The 18,775-nt window shown below is 63.3% G+C and carries 16 protein-coding genes; 6 read left to right on the top strand and 10 right to left on the bottom strand.

The annotated features are described in order from the left end of the window. Positions 1-16: 16 nt before the first annotated feature. From boxA to P0D71_RS02495, 4 genes are all read right to left on the bottom strand, one after another. Positions 17-1,258: a benzoyl-CoA 2,3-epoxidase subunit BoxA gene (boxA, locus tag P0D71_RS02510; protein ID WP_408300564.1), complete on the bottom strand. Its 1,242-nt coding sequence runs from the start codon at positions 1,256-1,258 to the stop codon at positions 17-19. A gap of 53 nt (positions 1,259-1,311) precedes the next feature. Next, positions 1,312-2,739, bottom strand: a complete 1,428-nt coding sequence (boxB, locus tag P0D71_RS02505) for a benzoyl-CoA 2,3-epoxidase subunit BoxB (RefSeq protein WP_091792759.1) — start codon at positions 2,737-2,739, stop codon at positions 1,312-1,314. 155 nt (positions 2,740-2,894) lie between these two features. Continuing rightward, positions 2,895-4,565, bottom strand: coding sequence for a 2,3-epoxybenzoyl-CoA dihydrolase (gene boxC / locus P0D71_RS02500; RefSeq protein ID WP_408479200.1), 1,671 nt, complete (start codon positions 4,563-4,565; stop codon positions 2,895-2,897). A gap of 116 nt (positions 4,566-4,681) precedes the next feature. Further along, positions 4,682-5,665: a helix-turn-helix transcriptional regulator gene (locus tag P0D71_RS02495; protein ID WP_408300559.1), complete on the bottom strand. Its 984-nt coding sequence runs from the start codon at positions 5,663-5,665 to the stop codon at positions 4,682-4,684. Between the two features lie 193 nt (positions 5,666-5,858). Here P0D71_RS02495 and P0D71_RS02490 point away from each other — a divergent pair, with 193 nt between their 5' ends. The 6 genes from P0D71_RS02490 to P0D71_RS02465 all read left to right on the top strand — a co-directional run bounded on the left by P0D71_RS02490 (position 5,859) and on the right by P0D71_RS02465 (position 13,210). Beyond that, positions 5,859-6,326 (top strand): DUF4863 family protein, encoded by a 468-nt coding sequence (locus tag P0D71_RS02490; RefSeq protein WP_091800245.1) that lies wholly within the window; start codon positions 5,859-5,861, stop codon positions 6,324-6,326. 8 nt (positions 6,327-6,334) lie between these two features. After that, complete coding sequence (locus tag P0D71_RS02485; RefSeq protein ID WP_408479199.1) at positions 6,335-7,930, top strand: 3,4-dehydroadipyl-CoA semialdehyde dehydrogenase; 1,596 nt, start codon at positions 6,335-6,337, stop codon at positions 7,928-7,930. Positions 7,931-8,050: 120 nt separating this feature from the next. Further along, a complete protein-coding gene (locus tag P0D71_RS02480) occupies positions 8,051-9,643 on the top strand; it encodes a benzoate-CoA ligase family protein (protein WP_408479198.1) in 1,593 nt (530 codons plus the stop codon). 8 nt (positions 9,644-9,651) lie between these two features. Then, positions 9,652-10,503: an alpha/beta fold hydrolase gene (locus tag P0D71_RS02475; RefSeq protein ID WP_408479197.1), complete on the top strand. Its 852-nt coding sequence runs from the start codon at positions 9,652-9,654 to the stop codon at positions 10,501-10,503. Positions 10,504-10,690: 187 nt separating this feature from the next. Next, the gene (locus tag P0D71_RS02470; protein ID WP_408184624.1) at positions 10,691-11,017 is read left to right on the top strand and encodes a hypothetical protein; all 327 of its coding nucleotides are present in this window, start codon (positions 10,691-10,693) and stop codon (positions 11,015-11,017) included. 81 nt (positions 11,018-11,098) lie between these two features. Further along, positions 11,099-13,210: a phosphocholine-specific phospholipase C gene (locus P0D71_RS02465; RefSeq protein ID WP_408479196.1), complete on the top strand. Its 2,112-nt coding sequence runs from the start codon at positions 11,099-11,101 to the stop codon at positions 13,208-13,210. Between the two features lie 111 nt (positions 13,211-13,321). On the opposite strand, the gene P0D71_RS02460 is transcribed toward P0D71_RS02465, so the two are convergent. The 6 genes from P0D71_RS02460 to P0D71_RS02435 are packed head-to-tail and all read right to left on the bottom strand — an operon-like array spanning position 13,322 to position 18,773. After that, positions 13,322-14,611, bottom strand: coding sequence for an MSMEG_0569 family flavin-dependent oxidoreductase (locus P0D71_RS02460; protein WP_408479195.1), 1,290 nt, complete (start codon positions 14,609-14,611; stop codon positions 13,322-13,324). 26 nt (positions 14,612-14,637) lie between these two features. Further along, positions 14,638-14,922: an MSMEG_0570 family nitrogen starvation response protein gene (locus P0D71_RS02455; protein ID WP_091792750.1), complete on the bottom strand. Its 285-nt coding sequence runs from the start codon at positions 14,920-14,922 to the stop codon at positions 14,638-14,640. 14 nt (positions 14,923-14,936) lie between these two features. After that, positions 14,937-16,106, bottom strand: coding sequence for an MSMEG_0565 family glycosyltransferase (locus P0D71_RS02450; RefSeq protein ID WP_408479194.1), 1,170 nt, complete (start codon positions 16,104-16,106; stop codon positions 14,937-14,939). Further along, positions 16,103-17,086, bottom strand: a complete 984-nt coding sequence (locus P0D71_RS02445) for a sll0787 family AIR synthase-like protein (RefSeq protein ID WP_408479193.1) — start codon at positions 17,084-17,086, stop codon at positions 16,103-16,105. Before P0D71_RS02445 ends, P0D71_RS02450 begins: the two co-directional genes overlap by 4 nt. Next, positions 17,083-17,700, bottom strand: coding sequence for an MSMEG_0567/Sll0786 family nitrogen starvation N-acetyltransferase (locus P0D71_RS02440; RefSeq protein ID WP_408479192.1), 618 nt, complete (start codon positions 17,698-17,700; stop codon positions 17,083-17,085). Before P0D71_RS02440 ends, P0D71_RS02445 begins: the two co-directional genes overlap by 4 nt. Positions 17,701-17,702: 2 nt before the next feature. Further along, on the bottom strand, positions 17,703-18,773 hold the full coding sequence (locus tag P0D71_RS02435) for an MSMEG_0568 family radical SAM protein (protein WP_408300686.1): 1,071 nt from the start codon (positions 18,771-18,773) through the stop codon (positions 17,703-17,705). Between the last annotated feature and the right edge of the window lie 2 nt (positions 18,774-18,775).

Raw genomic sequence — 18,775 nt, 5'->3', positions numbered from 1 at the left:
ACCGGACAAAGTCCGGTCAGTAAGTCTCCAGATGCAACCGCCCCTCACGCTTGAGCTTCCCCCACAGCGCCTCCCAATCCAGCTGATGCTGCTCGCCGATCTCCTTGAGCGCCTGCAACACACCATCTTCCATGCCCTTCAATCCGCACACGTAGATATGCGTGTTGTCGTCCTTGAGCATCTGCGCCACGTCCACCGCGCGCTCGCGCATGGCGTCCTGAACGTACCGCTTCGGCTGGCCCGGCGTGCGCGAAAACGCCAGATTGGTATCGATGAAATCCTTCGGCAGATTCGTGAGCGGGCCGAAGTACGGCAACTCTTCTTTAGTCCGCGCGCCGAAGAACAGCATCAGCTTGCCGGTCGCGCCCTTCAAGCGGCGCCGGCGGCGATACTCGGTCATCGCGCGCATCGGCGCTGAACCCGTACCCGTGCAGATCATCAGCAGATGCGAGTTCGGATGGTTCGGCATCAGGAAGGTGCCGCCGAACGGGCCGATCACGCTGACCACGTCACCCTTCTTCAGATCGCACAGGTAGTTCGAACACACGCCGTCGGTCGAATCGCCGTGCTGCTGCGAAACGCGTTTGACCGTCAGCGAAATGTTGTTATAACCGGGCCGCTCGCCATCACGCGGGCTCGCAATCGAATACTGGCGCGCGTGATGCGTGCGGCCATCGGCGCTCGCGCCGGGCGGCAGAATGCCGATCGACTGGCCTTCCAGCACCGGAAACGGCATCGAGCCGAAATCGAGCACGATGTGATGAATGTCGCTGTCGGTCGAACCATCGGTGAGCCGGTAATTGCCGACCACCGTCGCGGTAGTCGGCGCTTTGTGCGTGTAGAGATTCACATACGGCTTCGCGGCCGACCACGGCGGCACGACCGAACCGCGCACGGTGTCCACTTCGATACCGCTCGCGTCCGCGGGTGTATCGCCGGAAGCGCCCGCGCCCGACGATTCGTCGGCGGCGGGCACGGCCATTGTGTTCTGTTCCGGCAGCACGTCCCACGTGAACTGCTCGTCGATCGGATAGGCATCGGCCTTGAGCACCGTGCGCCAGTTGTCGATCGCGCCGGTCGGACACGGCGGCACACATGCCATGCAGCCGTTGCAAATCTCCGCCTTGACCACGTAGTTGTTGTCGTCGTGCGTGATCGCATCGACCGGGCAAGTCTCTTCGCACGTATTGCAGCGAATGCAGATTTCCGGATCGATCAGATGCTGCCTGAGAACTTCGATCGATACTGGGCCGTTCATGACTTCCTCCACCAGGATGTGCGGCGCAAGCGTGCTACGCGCCGCTCGCGCGTTCAGTTAAAGCGCACGTATTCGAAATCGACCGGCTGACGGTTCACACCCATTGCAGGCGGTGCGATCCAGTTGGCGAACTTGCCGGCCTCCGTGACGCGCCCCATCAACGACGCGACGTAGGCGCGATCTTCCGGCGTGGCGAGCCATTTCGCCTCGTTGGCGGCCCATTCGGCTTCGCTGACCACGCGGCCATCGGGCGACACACGCGTGCCCGCGAACGTGCCGATCTGACGATTGAACGCTTTATGCGGCACTGTCATGCGGAAATCGATGCCGGCCTTTTCGAGCACCTTGTTCCAGCGCGCCACGCCCGCCACCGAATCCTTGATGTAGTCGTCGCGCAGCACTTCGTTCATGGCGTTGAGCATCGGCACTTCACGCTCGACCAGTTTGCCGTCCTGCACGTCGAGCAGCTTGTAGCTCTGGCCGTTCAATTGATGATCGTCGTCGCGCTTGTTTTCTTCGTAGCGGCCTTTCAGGCCCGAGCTATAGAACGTGGCCGCGTTGGACGAGTGATCGGCGCCGAACAGATCGATCGTGACCGAGTAGTGGAAGTTCAGATAGCGCTGAATGGTCGGCAGATCGATCACACCGGCCGCGCGAATCTTCGCGACGTCGTCCGTGCCCAGTTCGTTCATGACCTTGGCGGTGCGCTGGATCACCCGCGAGACACCCGATTCGCCCACAAACATGTGATGCGCTTCTTCGGTCAGCATGAACTTCGTGGTGCGCGCGAGCGGATCGAAGCCCGACTCGGCGAGAGCCGACAACTGGAATTTGCCGTCGCGATCGGTGAAGTACGTGAACATGAAAAACGCGAGCCAGTCCGGCGTTTTCTCATTGAACGCGCCGAGAATGCGCGGGTTGTCCTCGTCGCCCGAGCGGCGGCCGAGCAATGCTTCGGCTTCCTCACGTCCATCGCGGCCGAAGTAACGGTGCAGCAGGTACACCATCGCCCACAGGTGGCGCCCTTCTTCCACGTTGACCTGGAAGAGGTTGCGCAAGTCGTACATGGAAGGCGCGGTCAAGCCGAGGTGGCGCTGCTGCTCGACCGACGCGGGTTCCGTATCGCCTTGCGTCACGATAATGCGCCGCAGATTCGCGCGATGTTCGCCCGGCACGTCCTGCCACGCGGCTTCGCCCTTGTGTTCGCCGAAGTGAATCTTGCGGTCCTGCTCGCCGGGCGTCAGGAAAATGCCCCAGCGGTAGTCGGGCATCTTCACATGATCGAAATGCGCCCAGCCACCCGCATCCACGCTCACTGCGGTGCGCAGATAGACGTCGTAGCCGTGCGAGCCTTCCGGACCCATGTCGCCCCACCACGCCAGAAAATTCGGCTGCCATTGTTCGAGCGCGCGCTGCAGCGCCCGGTCGTCGGCGAGGTTGACGTTGTTCGGAATCTTTTCGCTGTAGTTGATCGTTGACATGGTCGGTTCCTGGTTCGGAAACTTCAGTGACGATGAGAGGCGCGTATGGGAAAGTTGCCGGCTTCGATCGCGCTCGCCGCGTTGATGGCGTTCGACCGCGCATCAAGCACCTGACAAGTGCGCATCAACGCGCACCAAGCTGAATCAAGCGTGCATCAAACACGCGAGACGTCGAATTGCGCTTTGCTGCCCTTGCCGTACACCTTGAGCGCGCCCTTCTCGCCCACCGCGTTCGGCCGGTTGAAAATCCAGTTCTGCCACGCGGTAAGACGGCCGAAGATGCGCGTCTCCATCGTTTCCGGACCGTTAAAGCGCAGATTCGCTTCGAGCCCGGTCAATGCATCCGGTGACATGGCCGCGCGTTCTTCGAGCGCGATGCGGATTTCGTCGGCCCAATCGATGTCGTCGGGCGACGCCGTCACGAGACCGAGCCGCTCGGCTTCGACCGGCTTGATCGGCTGACCGATCAGGGAGCGCACGGCGTCGAGCGGCGCGGCTTCTTCATAGAAACGCCGGGCGAGACGCGATTGGTGCGTGACCATCGGATAGAGGCCGAAGTTGACTTCCGAAAGCGTGATGGCCGGCTCTTCGTCCTCATTGGCCGGCAACGCCGCCATGTAAGTGCGGTCGGCGGCGAAGGCGAGTTCCGCGAAAGTGCCGGCAAAGCACGAACCCGGCTCGATCAGCGTGAACAGCGAACGCGACGAGACGTCGATGCGAGCCAACGTGCGGCGCAACAGGCCGATCGTCTCGCGAACGAACCAGTGGTCCTTGTGCTGCATGAGTGAAGCGTCCGCGGCGAGCAGATTGCGCGCGTCGCCTTCGGTCCTGAATACCCAAGTGCCGACCGCAAGCTCGTTGGTGCGCATGGACAGGATCGCGTCGTCGAGTTCACGGGCGAATTGCAGCGGCCACCAGTTCGCGCCGGCTGCGACGATGGCCTCGATATCCGACGGCGGTTCGGTTTGCGGAGCCCTGGCCGTGAACGTTGCAATACGTTTCGCGCGATCGATCGTCACGTCGAGGGTTTTATACGTGAGGCCGTCTTCGCGATCCGTGCGCTCTATACGTGTGAGCATCACGCCTTGTGCGTCCGCGGGACGATCGCTCTGCGCGGCAAGTTCGAGCGCACGCGCCTGGATCGCCTGATCGAACTGGTTTGGCTTCACGACTTCATCCACGAGTCGCCACGCTTTCGCGCGTTCGCCGCGCACGCCTTCGACCACCGTGCAGAAGATGTCGGCGCGATCGTGGCGCACGCGGCGCTTGTCCGTCACCCGCGTGAGGCCGCCGGTGCCCGGCAAGACGCCGAGCAGCGGCACTTCCGGCAACGACACTGAAGACGAGCGGTCATCCACCAGATAGATCTCGTCGCAGGCAAGCGCGAGTTCGTAGCCGCCACCCGCGCAGGCGCCGTTCACCGCCGCGAGAAACTTCAGACCGGAATAGCGCGAGGAATCTTCCAGACCATTGCGCGTTTCGTTGGTGAACTTGCAGAAGTTGACCTTCCACGCATGGGTGGAGAGACCCAGCATGAAAATGTTGGCGCCCGAGCAGAACACGCGATCCTTCAGACTCGTCAGCACCACGGTTTTCACTTCCGGATGCTCGAAGCGGATGCGCTGTATTGCGTCGTGCAGTTCGATGTCGACGCCGAGGTCGTATGAATTCAGCTTGAGCTTATAGCCGTCACGGATACCGCCGTCCTCGGCGATATCGATGCCGAGCGTCGCCACCGGACCATTGAAGCTCAGCTTCCAATGCTTGTACTGCGAGGGATCGGTGCGGTAGTCGACCGGCGCAACGGCGGTTTCTGCTGTGGACATGGGGCGTCTCCTGACTGGACGATGCAAATTTGTTTTTTGAACAATAGTGCACCGACAAACCCATGTAAAGCACTTTAGTGCATGTTTGCTAGTAAACCCTGACGCCGGAGCGCAGATCAACCCACCCGCACGTCATCCGGCGATTCGGCGGCAAGCCTTGCGGCGAGGCGGTCGCGCAGTTGCAGATAGGCGTCGGCCAGGGTTTTTTCGCTGGTGTCGAAGGTCATATCGGCGCGGCCATACAGTTCGCTGCGCCCCGCCAGGATGCGCTTCAGGTCGTCCATCGCCTCCTTGTTACCCGACATCGGCCGCAGGTCGCCTTGCGCGACGACCCGGCGCATATGTTCCTCCGGCGCGGCCTGCAGCCACACCGTGTAGCAGTGCGACAGCAAGGTATTGAAGGTGCCCGATTCCGACACCAGCCCGCCCGGCGACGCAATCACCGCATGCTCGTGCTCCTGAATCACGGCCTCGAGCGCACGGTGCTCATAGCGCCGGTAAGCGGCCGCTCCGTACAGCGAATGAATCTCCGAAGGCGGGCAGCCCGCCAGTTGCTCGATCACCCGAGTGAGCTCGATGAACGGCACCTTGCGCTCCTGCGCCAGCATCCGTCCGAGCGTCGATTTGCCCGCGCCACGCAGGCCGATCAGGGCAATCCGGTCCTTGCGATGCGGGTCGCGCGGCGCCTGCGCGAACATCTCGGCAAGCGTCATGCGGGCGCGCTGCAACGCCGCCTGATCGCGCCCGTGCAGCAATTCGCGGATCAGCAGCCACTCGGCGGAGGCGGTGGTTTCGTCGCCGATCACCTCGGCCAGCGAGCAGTTCAAGGTGGTCGCGATCTGCCGCAGCACCAGCACGGACGCATTGCCCACACCTGATTCCAGATTCGCCAGGTGCCGCTCCGACAGGCCCGTTTCCGTCGCCAGCGTCTTGCGGGTCATGCCGCGGCGCGCGCGCAGGAGGCGCACGCGCTCGCCCATTGCCGTGAGAAAGGGATCGCGCTCTTCGCGCTCGACGCCGCGCTCCGCCGGCGCGCCCGCGCGGCCCGCATCCTCGTCTGGGGAGTCGTCCAACGGCGCAGGAGAGTAATTTTGATTCATGTTTTGCTGCCCCTTAACTTCGACACATGTACTATAGTGCTTGACATGCAGGTGGTGAACGGTTAATTTTCGCCAAATATTGATTCAATAACAAACGCTGCCGAGAATTTCCGGCGGCGTCACGGAGAGTGCGCGACGATTCGCATGCATTAACGTGCGTGTGGCGGTCGAACGCGCCGACCTGGAGGCTCGCATGTCCCCACATGAATTCCAGCGCCTGATTGCGGGCGTCACGGAACAACTCGCCGGCCGGCCGCTCGACGGCAGTCTGGCGGCGTGGCTGAACGACACCTATCCCGCTGAAGGCGGCACGTTCCGCGAGCTTGCCGAAGCCTGCCGCAGCGGCGTCGCCGAAGGCTGGCTGTGCAACCGCGAAGGCGGCGGCATTCGCTACGGCCGCATCTTCAAGGCGCTGCCCGAAACTCACGGCTTTTCCGTCGACGTGGTCGATATGAAGGATATCGCCGGCCCGCACCATGTTCACCCCAATGGCGAGATCGATCTGATCATGCCGCTGACCGCAGGCGCCACGTTCGACGGCCACCCGGCCGGCTGGTGCGTGTACGGCCCCGGCTCCGCGCATCGACCGACGGTGGCGAACGGTGAGGCGCTGGTGCTGTATCTGTTGCCGCAAGGCGCAATCGAATTCACTCCCGCTTGAGCGCCGCCATGACCGAACTATTGAAGAACCACGTGGGCGGCAAGTGGATCGCGGGCAGCGGCACGGGCGTGACGCTCACCGATCCCGTGACGGGCGAAGCGCTCGTGCGCGTCTCGAGCGAGGGCCTCGATCTCGCCCACGCCTTCCGCTTTGCCCGCGATGAAGGCGGCGCGGCGTTGCGAGCGCTGACCTATGCGCAGCGCGCGGCCCGCCTCGCCGATATCGTCAAGCTGCTGCAAGCGAAACGCGACGACTACTACGCGATCGCCACCGCGAATTCGGGCACCACACGCAACGACTCCGCGGTCGATATCGACGGTGGTATTTTCACGCTGTCGTATTACGCGAAACTCGGCGCAACGCTTGGCGAGGTGCATGCACTACGGGACGGCAACACCGACTCGCTGAGCAAGGATCGATCGTTCAGCGTGCAGCATGTGCTGACGCCGACACGCGGCGTCGCGCTCTTTATCAACGCCTTCAATTTTCCGTCGTGGGGCTTGTGGGAAAAAGCCGCGCCGGCCCTGCTCTCGGGCGTACCCGTCATCGTCAAGCCCGCCACGGCCACCGCCTGGCTCACCCAACGCATGGTCGCCGATGTGGTCGACGCGGGCATTCTGCCGCCCGGCGCGCTCTCCGTGATCTGCGGCGGCTCGGCGGGCCTGCTCGATCAGATTCAGCCTTTCGACGTGGTGTCGTTCACGGGCTCCGCGGACACGGCCGCCACGTTGCGCGCACATCCGGCATTCGTACAGGGCGGCGCACGCCTGAACGTCGAAGCCGACAGTCTGAACAGCGCGATTCTGTGCGCCGACGCCACGCCCGAGACGCCCGCCTTCGATCTGTTCATCAAGGAAGTCGTGCGGGAAATGACGGTGAAATCCGGGCAAAAATGCACGGCCATCCGCCGCGCTTTCGTGCCGGAGGCTGTACTTGAAGCCGTGCTCGAGGCACTAAAGGCGAAGCTCGCGAAGATCACCGTCGGCAATCCGCGCAACGACGCCGTGCGTATGGGTTCGCTCGTGAGCCGCGAGCAATACGAGAACGTACTGGCCGGTATCGCGGCGCTTCGGGAAGAAGCGGTGCTCGCTTTCGACGGCTCCGCAGTGCCGCTCATCGATGCGGACGCAACCATCGCGGCTTGCGTCGCGCCGCATCTGTTCGTCGTCAACGATCCTGATAACGCGACGCTCCTGCACGACCTCGAAGTATTCGGACCGGTCGCGAGCGTGGCGCCTTATCGCGTTTCCGCCGCTGGACATGCGCTACCCGAAGCGCACGCAGTCACCCTCGCGCGACGCGGTCTCGGATCCCTCGTCGCATCGATCTATTCGAACGACGAAGCGCATCTCGGCCGCCTCGCGCTGGAACTCGCGGATTCGCACGGCCGCGTGCATGCCGTTTCGCCCTCGGTGCAGCAGAGTCAAACCGGTCACGGCAACGTGATGCCGATGTCGCTGCACGGCGGCCTGGGCCGCGCGGGCGGCGGCGAAGAACTCGGCGGCTTGCGCGCACTCGCTTTCTATCACCGGCGCTCGGCCATCCAGGCCGCGAGCGCGGCAATCGAGGCGCTCACACAGACGACGCATTTACCCTCGGCCTGACGGCGCACGACCGCAGCAAAAACGTAGCAATCAGGACCGGGCACGCGAATCAGCCCGCAAGCATCGAGCGGATCATGAGCACAGAACAGCCGGACCGCGCCCACCCGATGGAGGAGACACATGGAAGCCCTGCTGGAAAAGGCGGCTAACCAGCCCGCCGCGACGGTCGAAGCGCCGCCCGCGCTGTTCAATTTCGCGGCCTACCTGTTTCGACTGAACGAAACGCGCGCCGGCAAGACCGCCTATATCGACGACACCGGCAGCACGACCTACGGTGAACTCGAAGACCGCGCGCGGCGCTTCGCCAGCGCGCTGCGTACGCTCGGCGTACATCCTGAAGAGCGAATACTGCTGGTGATGCTCGACACCATCGCGCTACCGGTTGCCTTTCTCGGCGCGCTCTACGCGGGCGTCGTGCCGGTCGTGGCGAACACGCTGCTCACGCCCGCCGACTACGTGTACATGCTGACGCATAGCCACGCGCGCGCCGTGATCGCCTCGGGTGCGCTCGTGCAGAACGTGACGCAGGCGCTGGAGTCCGCCGAACATGACGGTTGTCAGTTGATCGTCTCGCAACCGCGTGAAGGCGAGCCGCTCCTCGCGCCTCTGCTTGACGACCTGATCGACGCCGCCACGCCTGCCGCCAAAGCCGCCGCGACCGGTTGCGACGACATCGCCTTCTGGCTGTATTCGTCGGGCTCGACCGGGAAACCGAAGGGCACCGTCCACACGCATGCCAACCTGTACTGGACCGCCGAGCTGTATGCCAAGCCAATTCTCGGCATTGCCGAAAGCGACGTGGTGTTTTCCGCGGCCAAACTGTTCTTTGCATACGGGCTCGGCAATGGACTGACATTCCCGCTCTCGGTCGGCGCGACCGCGATCCTGATGGCCGAGCGCCCCACCGCCGACGCGATCTTCGCGCGCCTCGTCAAACATCGCCCGACGGTGTTTTACGGCGTGCCCACGCTCTACGCGAACATGCTGGTGTCGCCGAACCTGCCCGCGCGCGCCGATGTCGCGATACGCATTTGCACGTCGGCGGGCGAAGCGTTGCCGCGCGAAATCGGCGAGCGCTTTACCGCGCACTTCGGCTGCGAAATTCTCGACGGCATCGGCTCGACCGAAATGCTGCACATCTTCCTGTCCAACCGCGCGGGCGCGGTCGAATACGGCACCACGGGCCGCCCGGTGCCCGGATACGAAGTCGAATTGCGCGACGATGCGGGCCACGCCGTGCCCGACGGCGAAGTCGGCGATCTGTTCATCAAAGGGCCAAGCGCGGCGGTGATGTACTGGAACAACCGAGAGAAATCGCGCGCCACCTTTCTCGGCGAATGGATTCGCAGCGGCGACAAGTACTGCCGGCTGCCGAATGGCTGCTATGTCTATGCGGGCCGCAGCGACGACATGCTGAAAGTCAGCGGCCAGTATGTCTCGCCTGTCGAAGTGGAAATGGTGCTGGTGCAGCACGACGCGGTGCTCGAAGCCGCGGTGGTCGGCGTCGATCACGGCGGCCTCGTCAAGACGCGCGCGTTCGTCGTACTGAAGCGTGAATTCACGCCATCTGAGATACTCGCGGACGAGTTGAAGGCTTTCGTGAAGGACAGGCTCGCGCCGCATAAATATCCGCGCGATATCGTGTTCGCCGACGATCTGCCGAAAACCGCCACCGGAAAAATTCAACGCTTCAAACTGCGCGAGCAGTCATAAGGTGATTTATGCAGAACCCCGCCAGCGCCAACGTTACCGCCGCAACGACCGTTAGCGAGTTCGCTGAACTGCCCGCTACCGCGTCGCATGGACCGCTGCGCATCGAGTATCGCTGGGTGAATGCGCGCGCGACCGACGCGCCGATCGCCGTCTTCCTGCATGAAGGCCTCGGTTCGATCGCGATGTGGCGCGACTGGCCGCAAACGCTGTGCGAACGGATCGGCATGCGAGGGCTCGTCTATTCGCGGCCCGGCTACGGGCTTTCCACACCGCGTGCGCATGAGGTGAAGTGGCCCACCGATTTCATGACGGCGCAGGCGCGCGACATTCTGCCCGCATTGCTCGACGCACTCGGTATCGATTCACGCGAACGCCGCCGCATGTGGCTGATCGGTCATAGCGACGGCGGCTCGATCACCCTGCTGTACGCTGCGCTCCATGCCGAGGAATTGGCCGGTGCGGTGGCGATTGCGCCGCATGTGTTCGTCGAAGATATTTCGGTGGAAAGCATCGCGCAGACCAAACAGCTCTACGAAACCAGCGACCTGCGCAGCAAACTCAGCCGCTATCACGCGGACGTCGATTCGGCGTTTTATGGCTGGAACGACATATGGCTGAATCCGGCGTTCCGGATGTGGACAATTGCCGGGGAACTGGCGTCCATTCGCAAGCCGCTGCTCGCGGTGCAAGGCCATGACGACAACTACGGCACGATGGCCCAGATCGATACGATCGCCGCACACGTTCCACATGCGCAACTGGTCAAGCTCGAGGCTTGCGGGCATTCGCCGCATCGCGACGCGCCCGAGGCTTTGAACGAAGCCATTGCGGCATTCGTTGCTGGAAGCGCGTCTTCCTGATCATCGAGCGAGGCCAAACCTTTCGGCATGCTAACGCAGTGTGCGATTGGTCGGCGCCCAACTCTCACCAAATACTCAAATTTCCACATCTTCACAAAAGTTACACAGGTCAGCGACTATTCTTGCGTATCGCTGACCTGGGCACGTCGATGCCCTCGCGCATCTTCCCCGTGCCGGAGACATTGCCATGTCCGTTGTGTCGAAGCCGTCTAAAGCCTTGCATTGCAAACGTTTGGCGGCCGCGCTGGCTGCCCTGTCGCTTTGTGCGCTGGTCGGTGCTTGTGGCAACGACGACGACAAAACAGCCGGCACGAGCGCGGTTAGTCCTACCGAGATTCCCGCCAGCGAGAGCACTGCCGCCGCGCTTCTCCCGGCGAATCCGTCCTCCGCTTCACCGGCGCCCGCCGCGCTGACGATTCAAACCCCAGCACTACCCGCATCAAGCGCCGACCCGGCACTGTCTGCTGCCGCGCCGGCGCCGCTCGCCACGCCCGTCATCCACACCGTGGACTGAGTTTCGCGCCTCACGCGACGCGCGGGTGGGGCTCGCGCGCCTCGTGGATCGTTCCTCCACCGAAGATCGAAAGCCAATACCATGACCTCAAAAAATCGCCGTGATTTTCTGCGCTCCGCCGCGCATGCTGCCGGTTCCGCCACCGCATTGAGCATGCTGCCTCTGGGCATTCGCAACGCGCTCGCCATTCCTGCCAACAACAAGACCGGCACGATTCGCGACGTCGAGCACATTGTCGTGCTGATGCAGGAAAACCGCTCGTTCGACCACTACTTCGGCACGCTCAAAGGCGTGCGCGGTTTTGGCGACACGCGCGCGACCAATTTACCGAACGGCAAGCCCGTGTGGTATCAGCCGCTCGCGGCGGATCTCGGCTACGTGCTGCCGTTCCGCCCCACCGCGCCCAATCTGGGCCTGCAATTCCTCCAGGATCTCGCGCACGACTGGACCAGCACGCACGCGGCGTGGAACGGCGGCCGCTACGATCAATGGGTGCCCGCGAAAGGCACCACGACGATGGCCTACCTCACGCGCGAGGACATTCCGTTTCACTATCAGCTCGCCGACGCCTTCACGATCTGCGACGCGTACCACTGCTCGCTGATGGGACCGACGGACCCGAACCGCTATTACATGTGGAGCGGCTGGGTGGGCAATGACGGCAGCGGCGGCGGACCGGTGATCGACAATTCCGAACTCGGCTACGGCTGGTCCACCTACCCCGAAGTCCTGCAGAATGCGGGCATTTCGTGGAAGATCTATCAGGACATCGGCACCGGTCTCGACGCCAACGGCTCGTGGGGCTGGACGCAGAACCCGTATATCGGCAACTACGGCGACAACTCGCTGCTCTACTTCAACCAGTACCGCAACGCGCAGCCCGGCAACCCGCTCTACGATAACGCGCGCACCGGCACGAATGCGGCAAAGGGCGACGGCTACTTCGATATTCTCAAGCGCGACGTGCAGAACAACGCGTTGCCGCAAGTGTCGTGGATCGTCGCGCCCGAAGCCTATTCCGAACACCCGAACTGGCCGTCGAACTATGGCGCGTGGTACATCGACCAGGTGTTGCAGATTCTCACGTCCAATCCCGAGGTGTGGAGCAAGACGGTGCTGCTCATCAACTACGACGAGAACGACGGTTTCTTCGATCACATGGTGCCGCCCTTCGCACCTTCGTCGAGCGCTAACGGCTTGTCGACCGTCGACACCAGCAACGAAATCTATCCGGGCGACGCGAAGACTCCCGCCGCACCGTACGGCCTCGGAACGCGCGTGCCGATGCTGGTGGTTTCACCGTGGTCGAAAGGCGGCTACGTGTGCTCAGAACTGTTCGACCATACGTCGGTGATCCGTTTTATTGAAAAGCGTTTCGGCCACGATCACAATCTCGGCGAATCGAACATCACGCCGTGGCGCCGCGCGGTATGCGGCGATCTGATGTCCGCATTCAACTTCAGCAATCCGAACGACGCCTTCCCGACGCTGCCGAGCACGAGCGGCTACGTACCGCCGGACCAGAACCGCCACCCGGATTACGTACCGCTGCCGCCTGCCCTGCAGGCACTGCCGAAGCAGGAAGCCGGCGTGCGCCCCGCTCGCGCGCTGCCTTACGAGCTGTTCGTGCGTGTGCACGGCGAAGGCGCGGCCAATCAACTCACCATGCGCTTCGTCAACACGGGCCGCACCGGCGCGGTATTTCTCGTCTACGCCGCCCACAGTCTCGATGCACCGCGCACCTATACGGTGGAAGCCGGCAAGCGCTTGCAGGATCAGTTGCCGTGCAATGCCGACGGCAGCTACGACTTCACCGTGCACGGCCCGAACGGCTTTCTGCGCCGCTTCGCGGGCAGGCCGGTTGCGCGCAGCTGGTGGCATGGTTCCGATATCGCGCGGCCCGAAGTGGCGGAAGGCTACGACGTCTCGAACGGCAACCTGCAACTGCGGCTGGAGAACGTGGGCAGCGCACGTTGCCAGTTCACGATCGTCAACGCGTATGATCCGGGAAATGTCATCAAGCATTCAGTACGTGGCGGCGATACCGAGCAGCTCTACCTCGACCTTCGCAATGCGCATGGCTGGTACGACCTGGCTATAACGGTCGATACGGACCCGCTGTTCGCGCGGCGCTTTGCCGGACACGTGGAAACCGGCAAGAGCAGCATGAGCGATCCGGCGCTGGGCGCTTAAGCTTAAGCCTGAGCCGGAGCCGAACGTCTCGGTGAAATACAACGGCCGCTGCGATAGAAACCGCAGCGGCCGTTTTCCATGCTGCCTCCCGAGCGCATGGGCAACATCACGTCATGCGGCAACGGCAGCCGACAACGACGCGCGCTCGCGTGTCTTCTCGCGAATCGCATGCACGATGAACTCCGCATCGCGCGCGACGCCGGAGAAACGCCCGGAACCCCATGTATGCAGCCACGGCAGGCCGACGAAATACAGACCGTCGATCGGCGTTACGCCACGCGTGTGCGCCGGATACCCGCGACCGTTGAACACGGGGGCATCGAGCCAACTGAAGTCCGGCGTAAAACCGATGCACCAGATGATCGCCGCAATACCGCTGCCCTCCAGATCGAGCGTAGCGCGCTCTTGCGCGGGACGCCAGACCGGTTCGTACGCGCCACCCGCCGGCGCATCAATGCCGTGCTTCGCGATGAAGCCGTCAATGCTCGCGTTGATCCGGTTATACGTATCGTCGGCGGCATCGAGATTGGCGGCCAGCGTAGGCGAAAAGTGGAACTGCCCGTCGCGCAGATCGTCGAGCCGCCCATACAATTCCATGCCTTCAGCGGCGAACTTGCGCAGGTCGATATCGCGGCCACCATCGCGGCCCGTCACATAGTGATTGGTGTTGTCGCGCACCCCTTCACGTAACGGATGTTTTTCGACCGGCATATCGTAGTACTGCATGTCGGCGAGCCAATCGACCACGTCACGCCCCCGATAAAAGCGCGCGCAACGCGGCGCCTCGCCGACCGCGAGCACCACCTTGCGGCCCGCCAGATGCAGATCCTCCGCGATCTGCGCGCCGGATTGCCCCGTGCCGACCACCATCACCGCGCCCTCAGGCAAAGCCTGCGGGTTGCGATACGCTGACGACTGCAGTTGCATGATCCCCGCAGGCAAGCGCTCCGCGAGGCGCGGCACGATCGGCGTGTGATAGCCGCCCGAGGCCACCACCACCTGGTCCGCGGTGAAGTCGCCGTGCGTCGTCGTGATGGCGTAGACGCCGTCGTCGCGCTGCTTGACGCGTTTGACTTCAGTGCGCTCCAGCACCGGCGCGTCGACATGCGCGATGAAGCCATCGAGGTAGGCAATGATTTCGTCTTTCTTCATGAAGCCGTGCGGGTCATCGCCACGATACGGATAGCCGGGCAATGCGCATTGCCAGTTCGGCGTGACGAGGCAAAACGCGTCCCAACGCTGTTCGCGCCACGTATGCGTGAGCACATTCCTTTCCACGACCAGATGGTCGATGCCGGCCTGTTTCAGGTAGTAGCTGACCGACAGCCCCGCCTGGCCGCCGCCGATGACAAGCACGCCGTAGTGGCCCTCGGCGCGCGCGTGATGGGTTGGATTCGACATGATGCGTCCTCTGAAAGAATAAGCGCCTAGCTGAATTCGATGACCTTGACGGTCGCGTCCGGCCGATCGCGAAAGCGCGCCGCGTCGCGCTCGATCTGTGCAAGCTGGTCCATTGCCGCCGAGCAGGCAAAGCCGTATTTCTCGCGCACGCGTTCGGACGCGATGCCTAACGCCTGCCGGGAACGTTCGACGAAATCCTCGAGCGCATAGGCCTCGCCCGGCGTAAAAAAATCGCCGATCACGAGCGAAGGCGAATAACAGTTCGCTTCGTCGCCATCGGGCCATTGAATGCGAAAGTGCATGACAGGCATCGTTTATCCTCGAATCAATGGGTAAGCAGAGCGCGCTTCGCGAGGAAACGGCGGTAGGCATCCACATGGCACCGTGCGCTCGCCGCCCAGCTAAAGCGCGCGAGCAACGCGGGCACGGCATTCTCGAAATCGATACCGTTTTCACCCAACGCACGCACAAGGGCCGCGGCGATCGATTCCACGTCGTCAGGATCGGCCCAGCAGCAGGTGGCGTCGTCGAGATACTCGGTGAATGGCGCAATCGAAGACACCACCACCGGTGTGCCGCTCGCCAGCGCTTCCAGCACGACAAGACCGAAACCTTCGCGCAGCGACACCATCGAAAGAACATCGGCGCTTCGAAACAGAGCGGGCATGACGGCGTCTTCGAGCGGGCCGGTCAGCACGACGCTTTCATGAGGTCCGATCGACAGACCCAACTCACTCGCCCGTTGCAGCAAGCGTCGGCTGTAGGCGTCGTGGTCGAGAAGGCTCGCGCCGCCTGCAATGACGAGTTGTGCTTGCGGCAAACCGCTGCACACCGAGGCAAACGCTTCGAGCAGGCCCAGTGTGTTCTTGCGCGCTTCGATACCGCCCACCGCCAGCACGATCGGGCCGCCTTGCAGTCCGAAACGCTGCCGCAGTTGCGCGTCGTGTTGATCGCGTCGCGAAGAAAAACGCGCCACGTCTACACCGTTCGGCACAGTGCTTGCGCTAATGCCGTATACCGACTGCATGTCTCGCGCCCATGTATCGCTCACACACAACACGTGGTCGGCATCCTGAAACGCACGGCGCTGCCACGCCGTCAATTGCTGATCTTCGAAATGATCCAGGTGATGCACAGTGCGCATGAAGCCGTGAATAAGACCCTGCGCTTTCAACTCGGCCAGCGCGTTGCCGCTGATGCTGTCCTGCGCGTGCAGTACGTCGAACGCAGCTGCGTCGTGCTCGATCAACGCGCGCCGGAACGCATCGATTCGGGCCTCGACCATCGCAACCGTATCAACCTGAGCCAGAACGATCGGCGCATACACCACTCGGCAAGGCGGCAAACGAAACAGGCTCTCGCCGGGCGCGGCCGGCACGAACACCGTTACCTCGTGCCCAAGCGCCGTCAATGCGCTCGCCAGTTCGAGCGTGTGCACCACGCCACCGCGCGGATTGACCGAATGCGTGAGCAACGCGATACGCAGCGCGCTCATTTCGCCGCCCCCTTTCCGACGATGAACGGCTCACGCTGGAAGTCCCATAGCGTAGCGGCGTCATCCTGCCGATGCAGGACCACCTGGCTCGTTGCATCCACGGAACCGATCACTGAGCACGCAAGCGATCGGGCGCTGAACTTTGCTCGCACAGTCTCCACATGTTCGGGCCGCACGGACAGCAGATATCCAAAACTCGGAAACGCAGTCACCCAGCGTTCCAGCGGCACGCCCTCGGGCGTGGGGATGCGCGCGAGATCGATCCGCGCGCCGACCTCCGAACATTCGAGCAACATTAGCGCCGTGCCGAGCGTGCCCGCCATGCTGATATCCTTCGCGGCGTCGCACAGGCCGCTCTCCGCCAGTTGCGGCAGCAGTTCGAGATCGCCCCTTAGACGCTCGGGCGGCGCATCCACCGAAGCATTCCAGAACGGATACGGCTCTTCGAAACGGCCGCGCAGATCGACAGCCATCATCAGGCTGTCACCGGGTTTCGCGTTGAAACTCGACAGCAACGCCTTCGCGCGGCCGACGATCGACACCGCCAGTTGCGCTGCATCGCTGCGCGTATTCGTGTGGCCGCCGACAATCGGCACGCCATACGCGAGCGAAGCCGCCGCCATGCCCGCCAACACCTGCTCCGCCGCGTCGATGCCCTGACTCCACAGCGCATCCACCACCGCCAATGGCCGCCCGCCCATCGCATAGATATCGCTTACGTTGACCATCACGCTGCTATAGCCGGCGAACCACGGCATGGCGCTCACGAAATCGCTGACCATGCCTTCGATAGCGAAGAGCAGATAGCCGTCACCGTCGGCGAGCGCGGCGCAGTCGTCGCCGAGCGCCACAGCCTGCGCGAGATCGCGCGCGCCGCGCGGCAAGCGCTTCGCCAGCGAGTCGACGACACCCACGATATCGGTCTTGTGCCGGAATCCGCGGCTCTCGCGCAGACTCGCGACAAGGTCGGCGACAGTCATGCGGCGCTCCGCTCTGGCTCACGGCCGCGCGAGGGCGGCGACGAATGCGCTCGCGTCTGCGTGACAAAGCCGCCATAAGGCTCCGCGCACGGCGGATAGCGGTCCAGTTGCGCCTGCATCAGATGATGCGGTCTGCCCAGCAACGTTTCCTCCGTCAGCACGTCCCAGTACATCGCGCGAAACAGCGGCACATTCTGACTCTGCACGTGCGCGAGAAACGTCTCGCAGCCGAGCGCGTGTGCGCTGCTCACCGCGAGACGAATCAGCGTTGCGCCGATCTTTCCGTGCCGGCGAAAGGCCGCATGCACGGCGAGCCGCGAACCAAACCACACATTGTCGTGGTCGCGATGAATACGCACGGTGCCGACCACCTGTTCCGGCATGCCGGCGAGACAACTGAGCGCCACCAGTTGCTGCGCGTGCTGGTCGATATCGTCGCGATCATCGCCGACAAAAATGCCCTGCTCGATGCAGAAGACCGCGCGCCGCAACCTGAATGCCTCTTCGGCTTCCCAATTCAACGTGGTCCACTTGATACGAAATTCGCTCGGCGCATACGGCGCGAAAACAATCTCGCCATCCAGCGCCTCGCCTGCAATCGCTTCGCCGAACATGATCACTCCTCGTACGATGACAGCGACGAACACGCGCCGCATTTGCCGCAACCCGCCTTGATATCGCTCGAACGCATGGCCGCGGCATTGAGCATGCCGCCAAGCGGCTGCAAAACCGACTTCATGAATTCGGGCGTAGGGGCCGGATGATCTTCGAGCGGCGTGCCGCTGATCGGCACGAACGGCACGACGAACGGATAGACGCCGATCTCGATCAGTTCGCGCGACATCGCGAGAATTGATTCGGCGCTATCGCCCAGGCCCGCGAGGATATATGTGCTGACCTGTCCGCGTCCGAACACGGCCACCGCGGCCTCGAACGCCTCCATGTAGCGCGACAGCGGCACGCTCGCCTTGCCGGGCATGATGCGTTCGCGCAGCGCGGGCGTGACGACTTCGAGGTGCATGCCGAGTGTGTCGATGCCGCTCGCTTTCATGCGCGCGAACCAGCGGTCGTCGTCGGGCGGCTCGCACTGCGCCTGGATCGGCAGATCGACCGCGGCCTTGATCGCGAACGCGCTCTCACACAGAATCTGCGCGCCGCGATCCGGCGTGGGCGGTGTGCCGGTGGTCAGCACCATATGCTTCACGCCGTCGAGCAACACGGCCGCGCGCGCCACTTCCGCCAGTTGCTCAGGCGTCTTGCGCGTAATGGTGCGACCCGCTGCGAGCGATTGCCCGATTGCGCAGAACTTGCAGCTCTTGCGCCGGCTCTCGTAGCGAATACAGGTTTGCAACACGGTGGTCGCGAGCACGTCGGCGCTATGCAACGTGGCGATATGCGAATAAGGCACGCCGTCGAGTGTCTGCATGCCGTAGAAACGCGGCGACTTCGGGAAGCTGATATTGGCGATCGGAATCGTGCCGCGCAGCAACGCGCTCGACCCACTCGCATCCGGCGTCTGCGCGACGAACGGCGAGTGCCACGCGGTGCTCGTATGCACGGGCACCATGATCGTCACGCCATCCACCGTTACCGCCTTGTGGTCGGACGGACCCGCGCCGCCGCGGCGGCTGGCCGCGCCCGCATCCGGCGACACGAGCCGCAAGCCGGCCGACTGCAATTCAGTCATCA

The organism is Paraburkholderia sp. RL17-383-BIF-A (genome assembly GCF_046028015.1).
In the GTDB taxonomy this organism is placed as follows: Bacteria; Pseudomonadota; Gammaproteobacteria; order Burkholderiales; family Burkholderiaceae; genus Paraburkholderia.
Note: the sequence above shows the minus strand (reverse complement) of the source record. Positions and strands in the feature narration are given on the sequence as shown.

Bases quoted from the DNA above. Each gene is read 5' to 3' on its own strand.
- boxA (WP_408300564.1), bottom strand. From the start codon at position 1,258: ATGAACGGCCCAGTATCGATCGAAGTTCTCAGGCAGCATCTGATCGAT.
- boxB (WP_091792759.1), bottom strand. From the start codon at position 2,739: ATGTCAACGATCAACTACAGCGAAAAGATTCCGAACAACGTCAACCTC.
- boxC (WP_408479200.1), bottom strand. From the start codon at position 4,565: ATGTCCACAGCAGAAACCGCCGTTGCGCCGGTCGACTACCGCACCGAT.
- P0D71_RS02495 (WP_408300559.1), bottom strand. From the start codon at position 5,665: ATGAATCAAAATTACTCTCCTGCGCCGTTGGACGACTCCCCAGACGAG.
- P0D71_RS02490 (WP_091800245.1), top strand. From the start codon at position 5,859: ATGTCCCCACATGAATTCCAGCGCCTGATTGCGGGCGTCACGGAACAA.
- P0D71_RS02485 (WP_408479199.1), top strand. From the start codon at position 6,335: ATGACCGAACTATTGAAGAACCACGTGGGCGGCAAGTGGATCGCGGGC.
- P0D71_RS02480 (WP_408479198.1), top strand. From the start codon at position 8,051: ATGGAAGCCCTGCTGGAAAAGGCGGCTAACCAGCCCGCCGCGACGGTC.
- P0D71_RS02475 (WP_408479197.1), top strand. From the start codon at position 9,652: ATGCAGAACCCCGCCAGCGCCAACGTTACCGCCGCAACGACCGTTAGC.
- P0D71_RS02470 (WP_408184624.1), top strand. From the start codon at position 10,691: ATGTCCGTTGTGTCGAAGCCGTCTAAAGCCTTGCATTGCAAACGTTTG.
- P0D71_RS02465 (WP_408479196.1), top strand. From the start codon at position 11,099: ATGACCTCAAAAAATCGCCGTGATTTTCTGCGCTCCGCCGCGCATGCT.
- P0D71_RS02460 (WP_408479195.1), bottom strand. From the start codon at position 14,611: ATGTCGAATCCAACCCATCACGCGCGCGCCGAGGGCCACTACGGCGTG.
- P0D71_RS02455 (WP_091792750.1), bottom strand. From the start codon at position 14,922: ATGCCTGTCATGCACTTTCGCATTCAATGGCCCGATGGCGACGAAGCG.
- P0D71_RS02450 (WP_408479194.1), bottom strand. From the start codon at position 16,106: ATGAGCGCGCTGCGTATCGCGTTGCTCACGCATTCGGTCAATCCGCGC.
- P0D71_RS02445 (WP_408479193.1), bottom strand. From the start codon at position 17,086: ATGACTGTCGCCGACCTTGTCGCGAGTCTGCGCGAGAGCCGCGGATTC.
- P0D71_RS02440 (WP_408479192.1), bottom strand. From the start codon at position 17,700: ATGTTCGGCGAAGCGATTGCAGGCGAGGCGCTGGATGGCGAGATTGTT.
- P0D71_RS02435 (WP_408300686.1), bottom strand. From the start codon at position 18,773: ATGACTGAATTGCAGTCGGCCGGCTTGCGGCTCGTGTCGCCGGATGCG.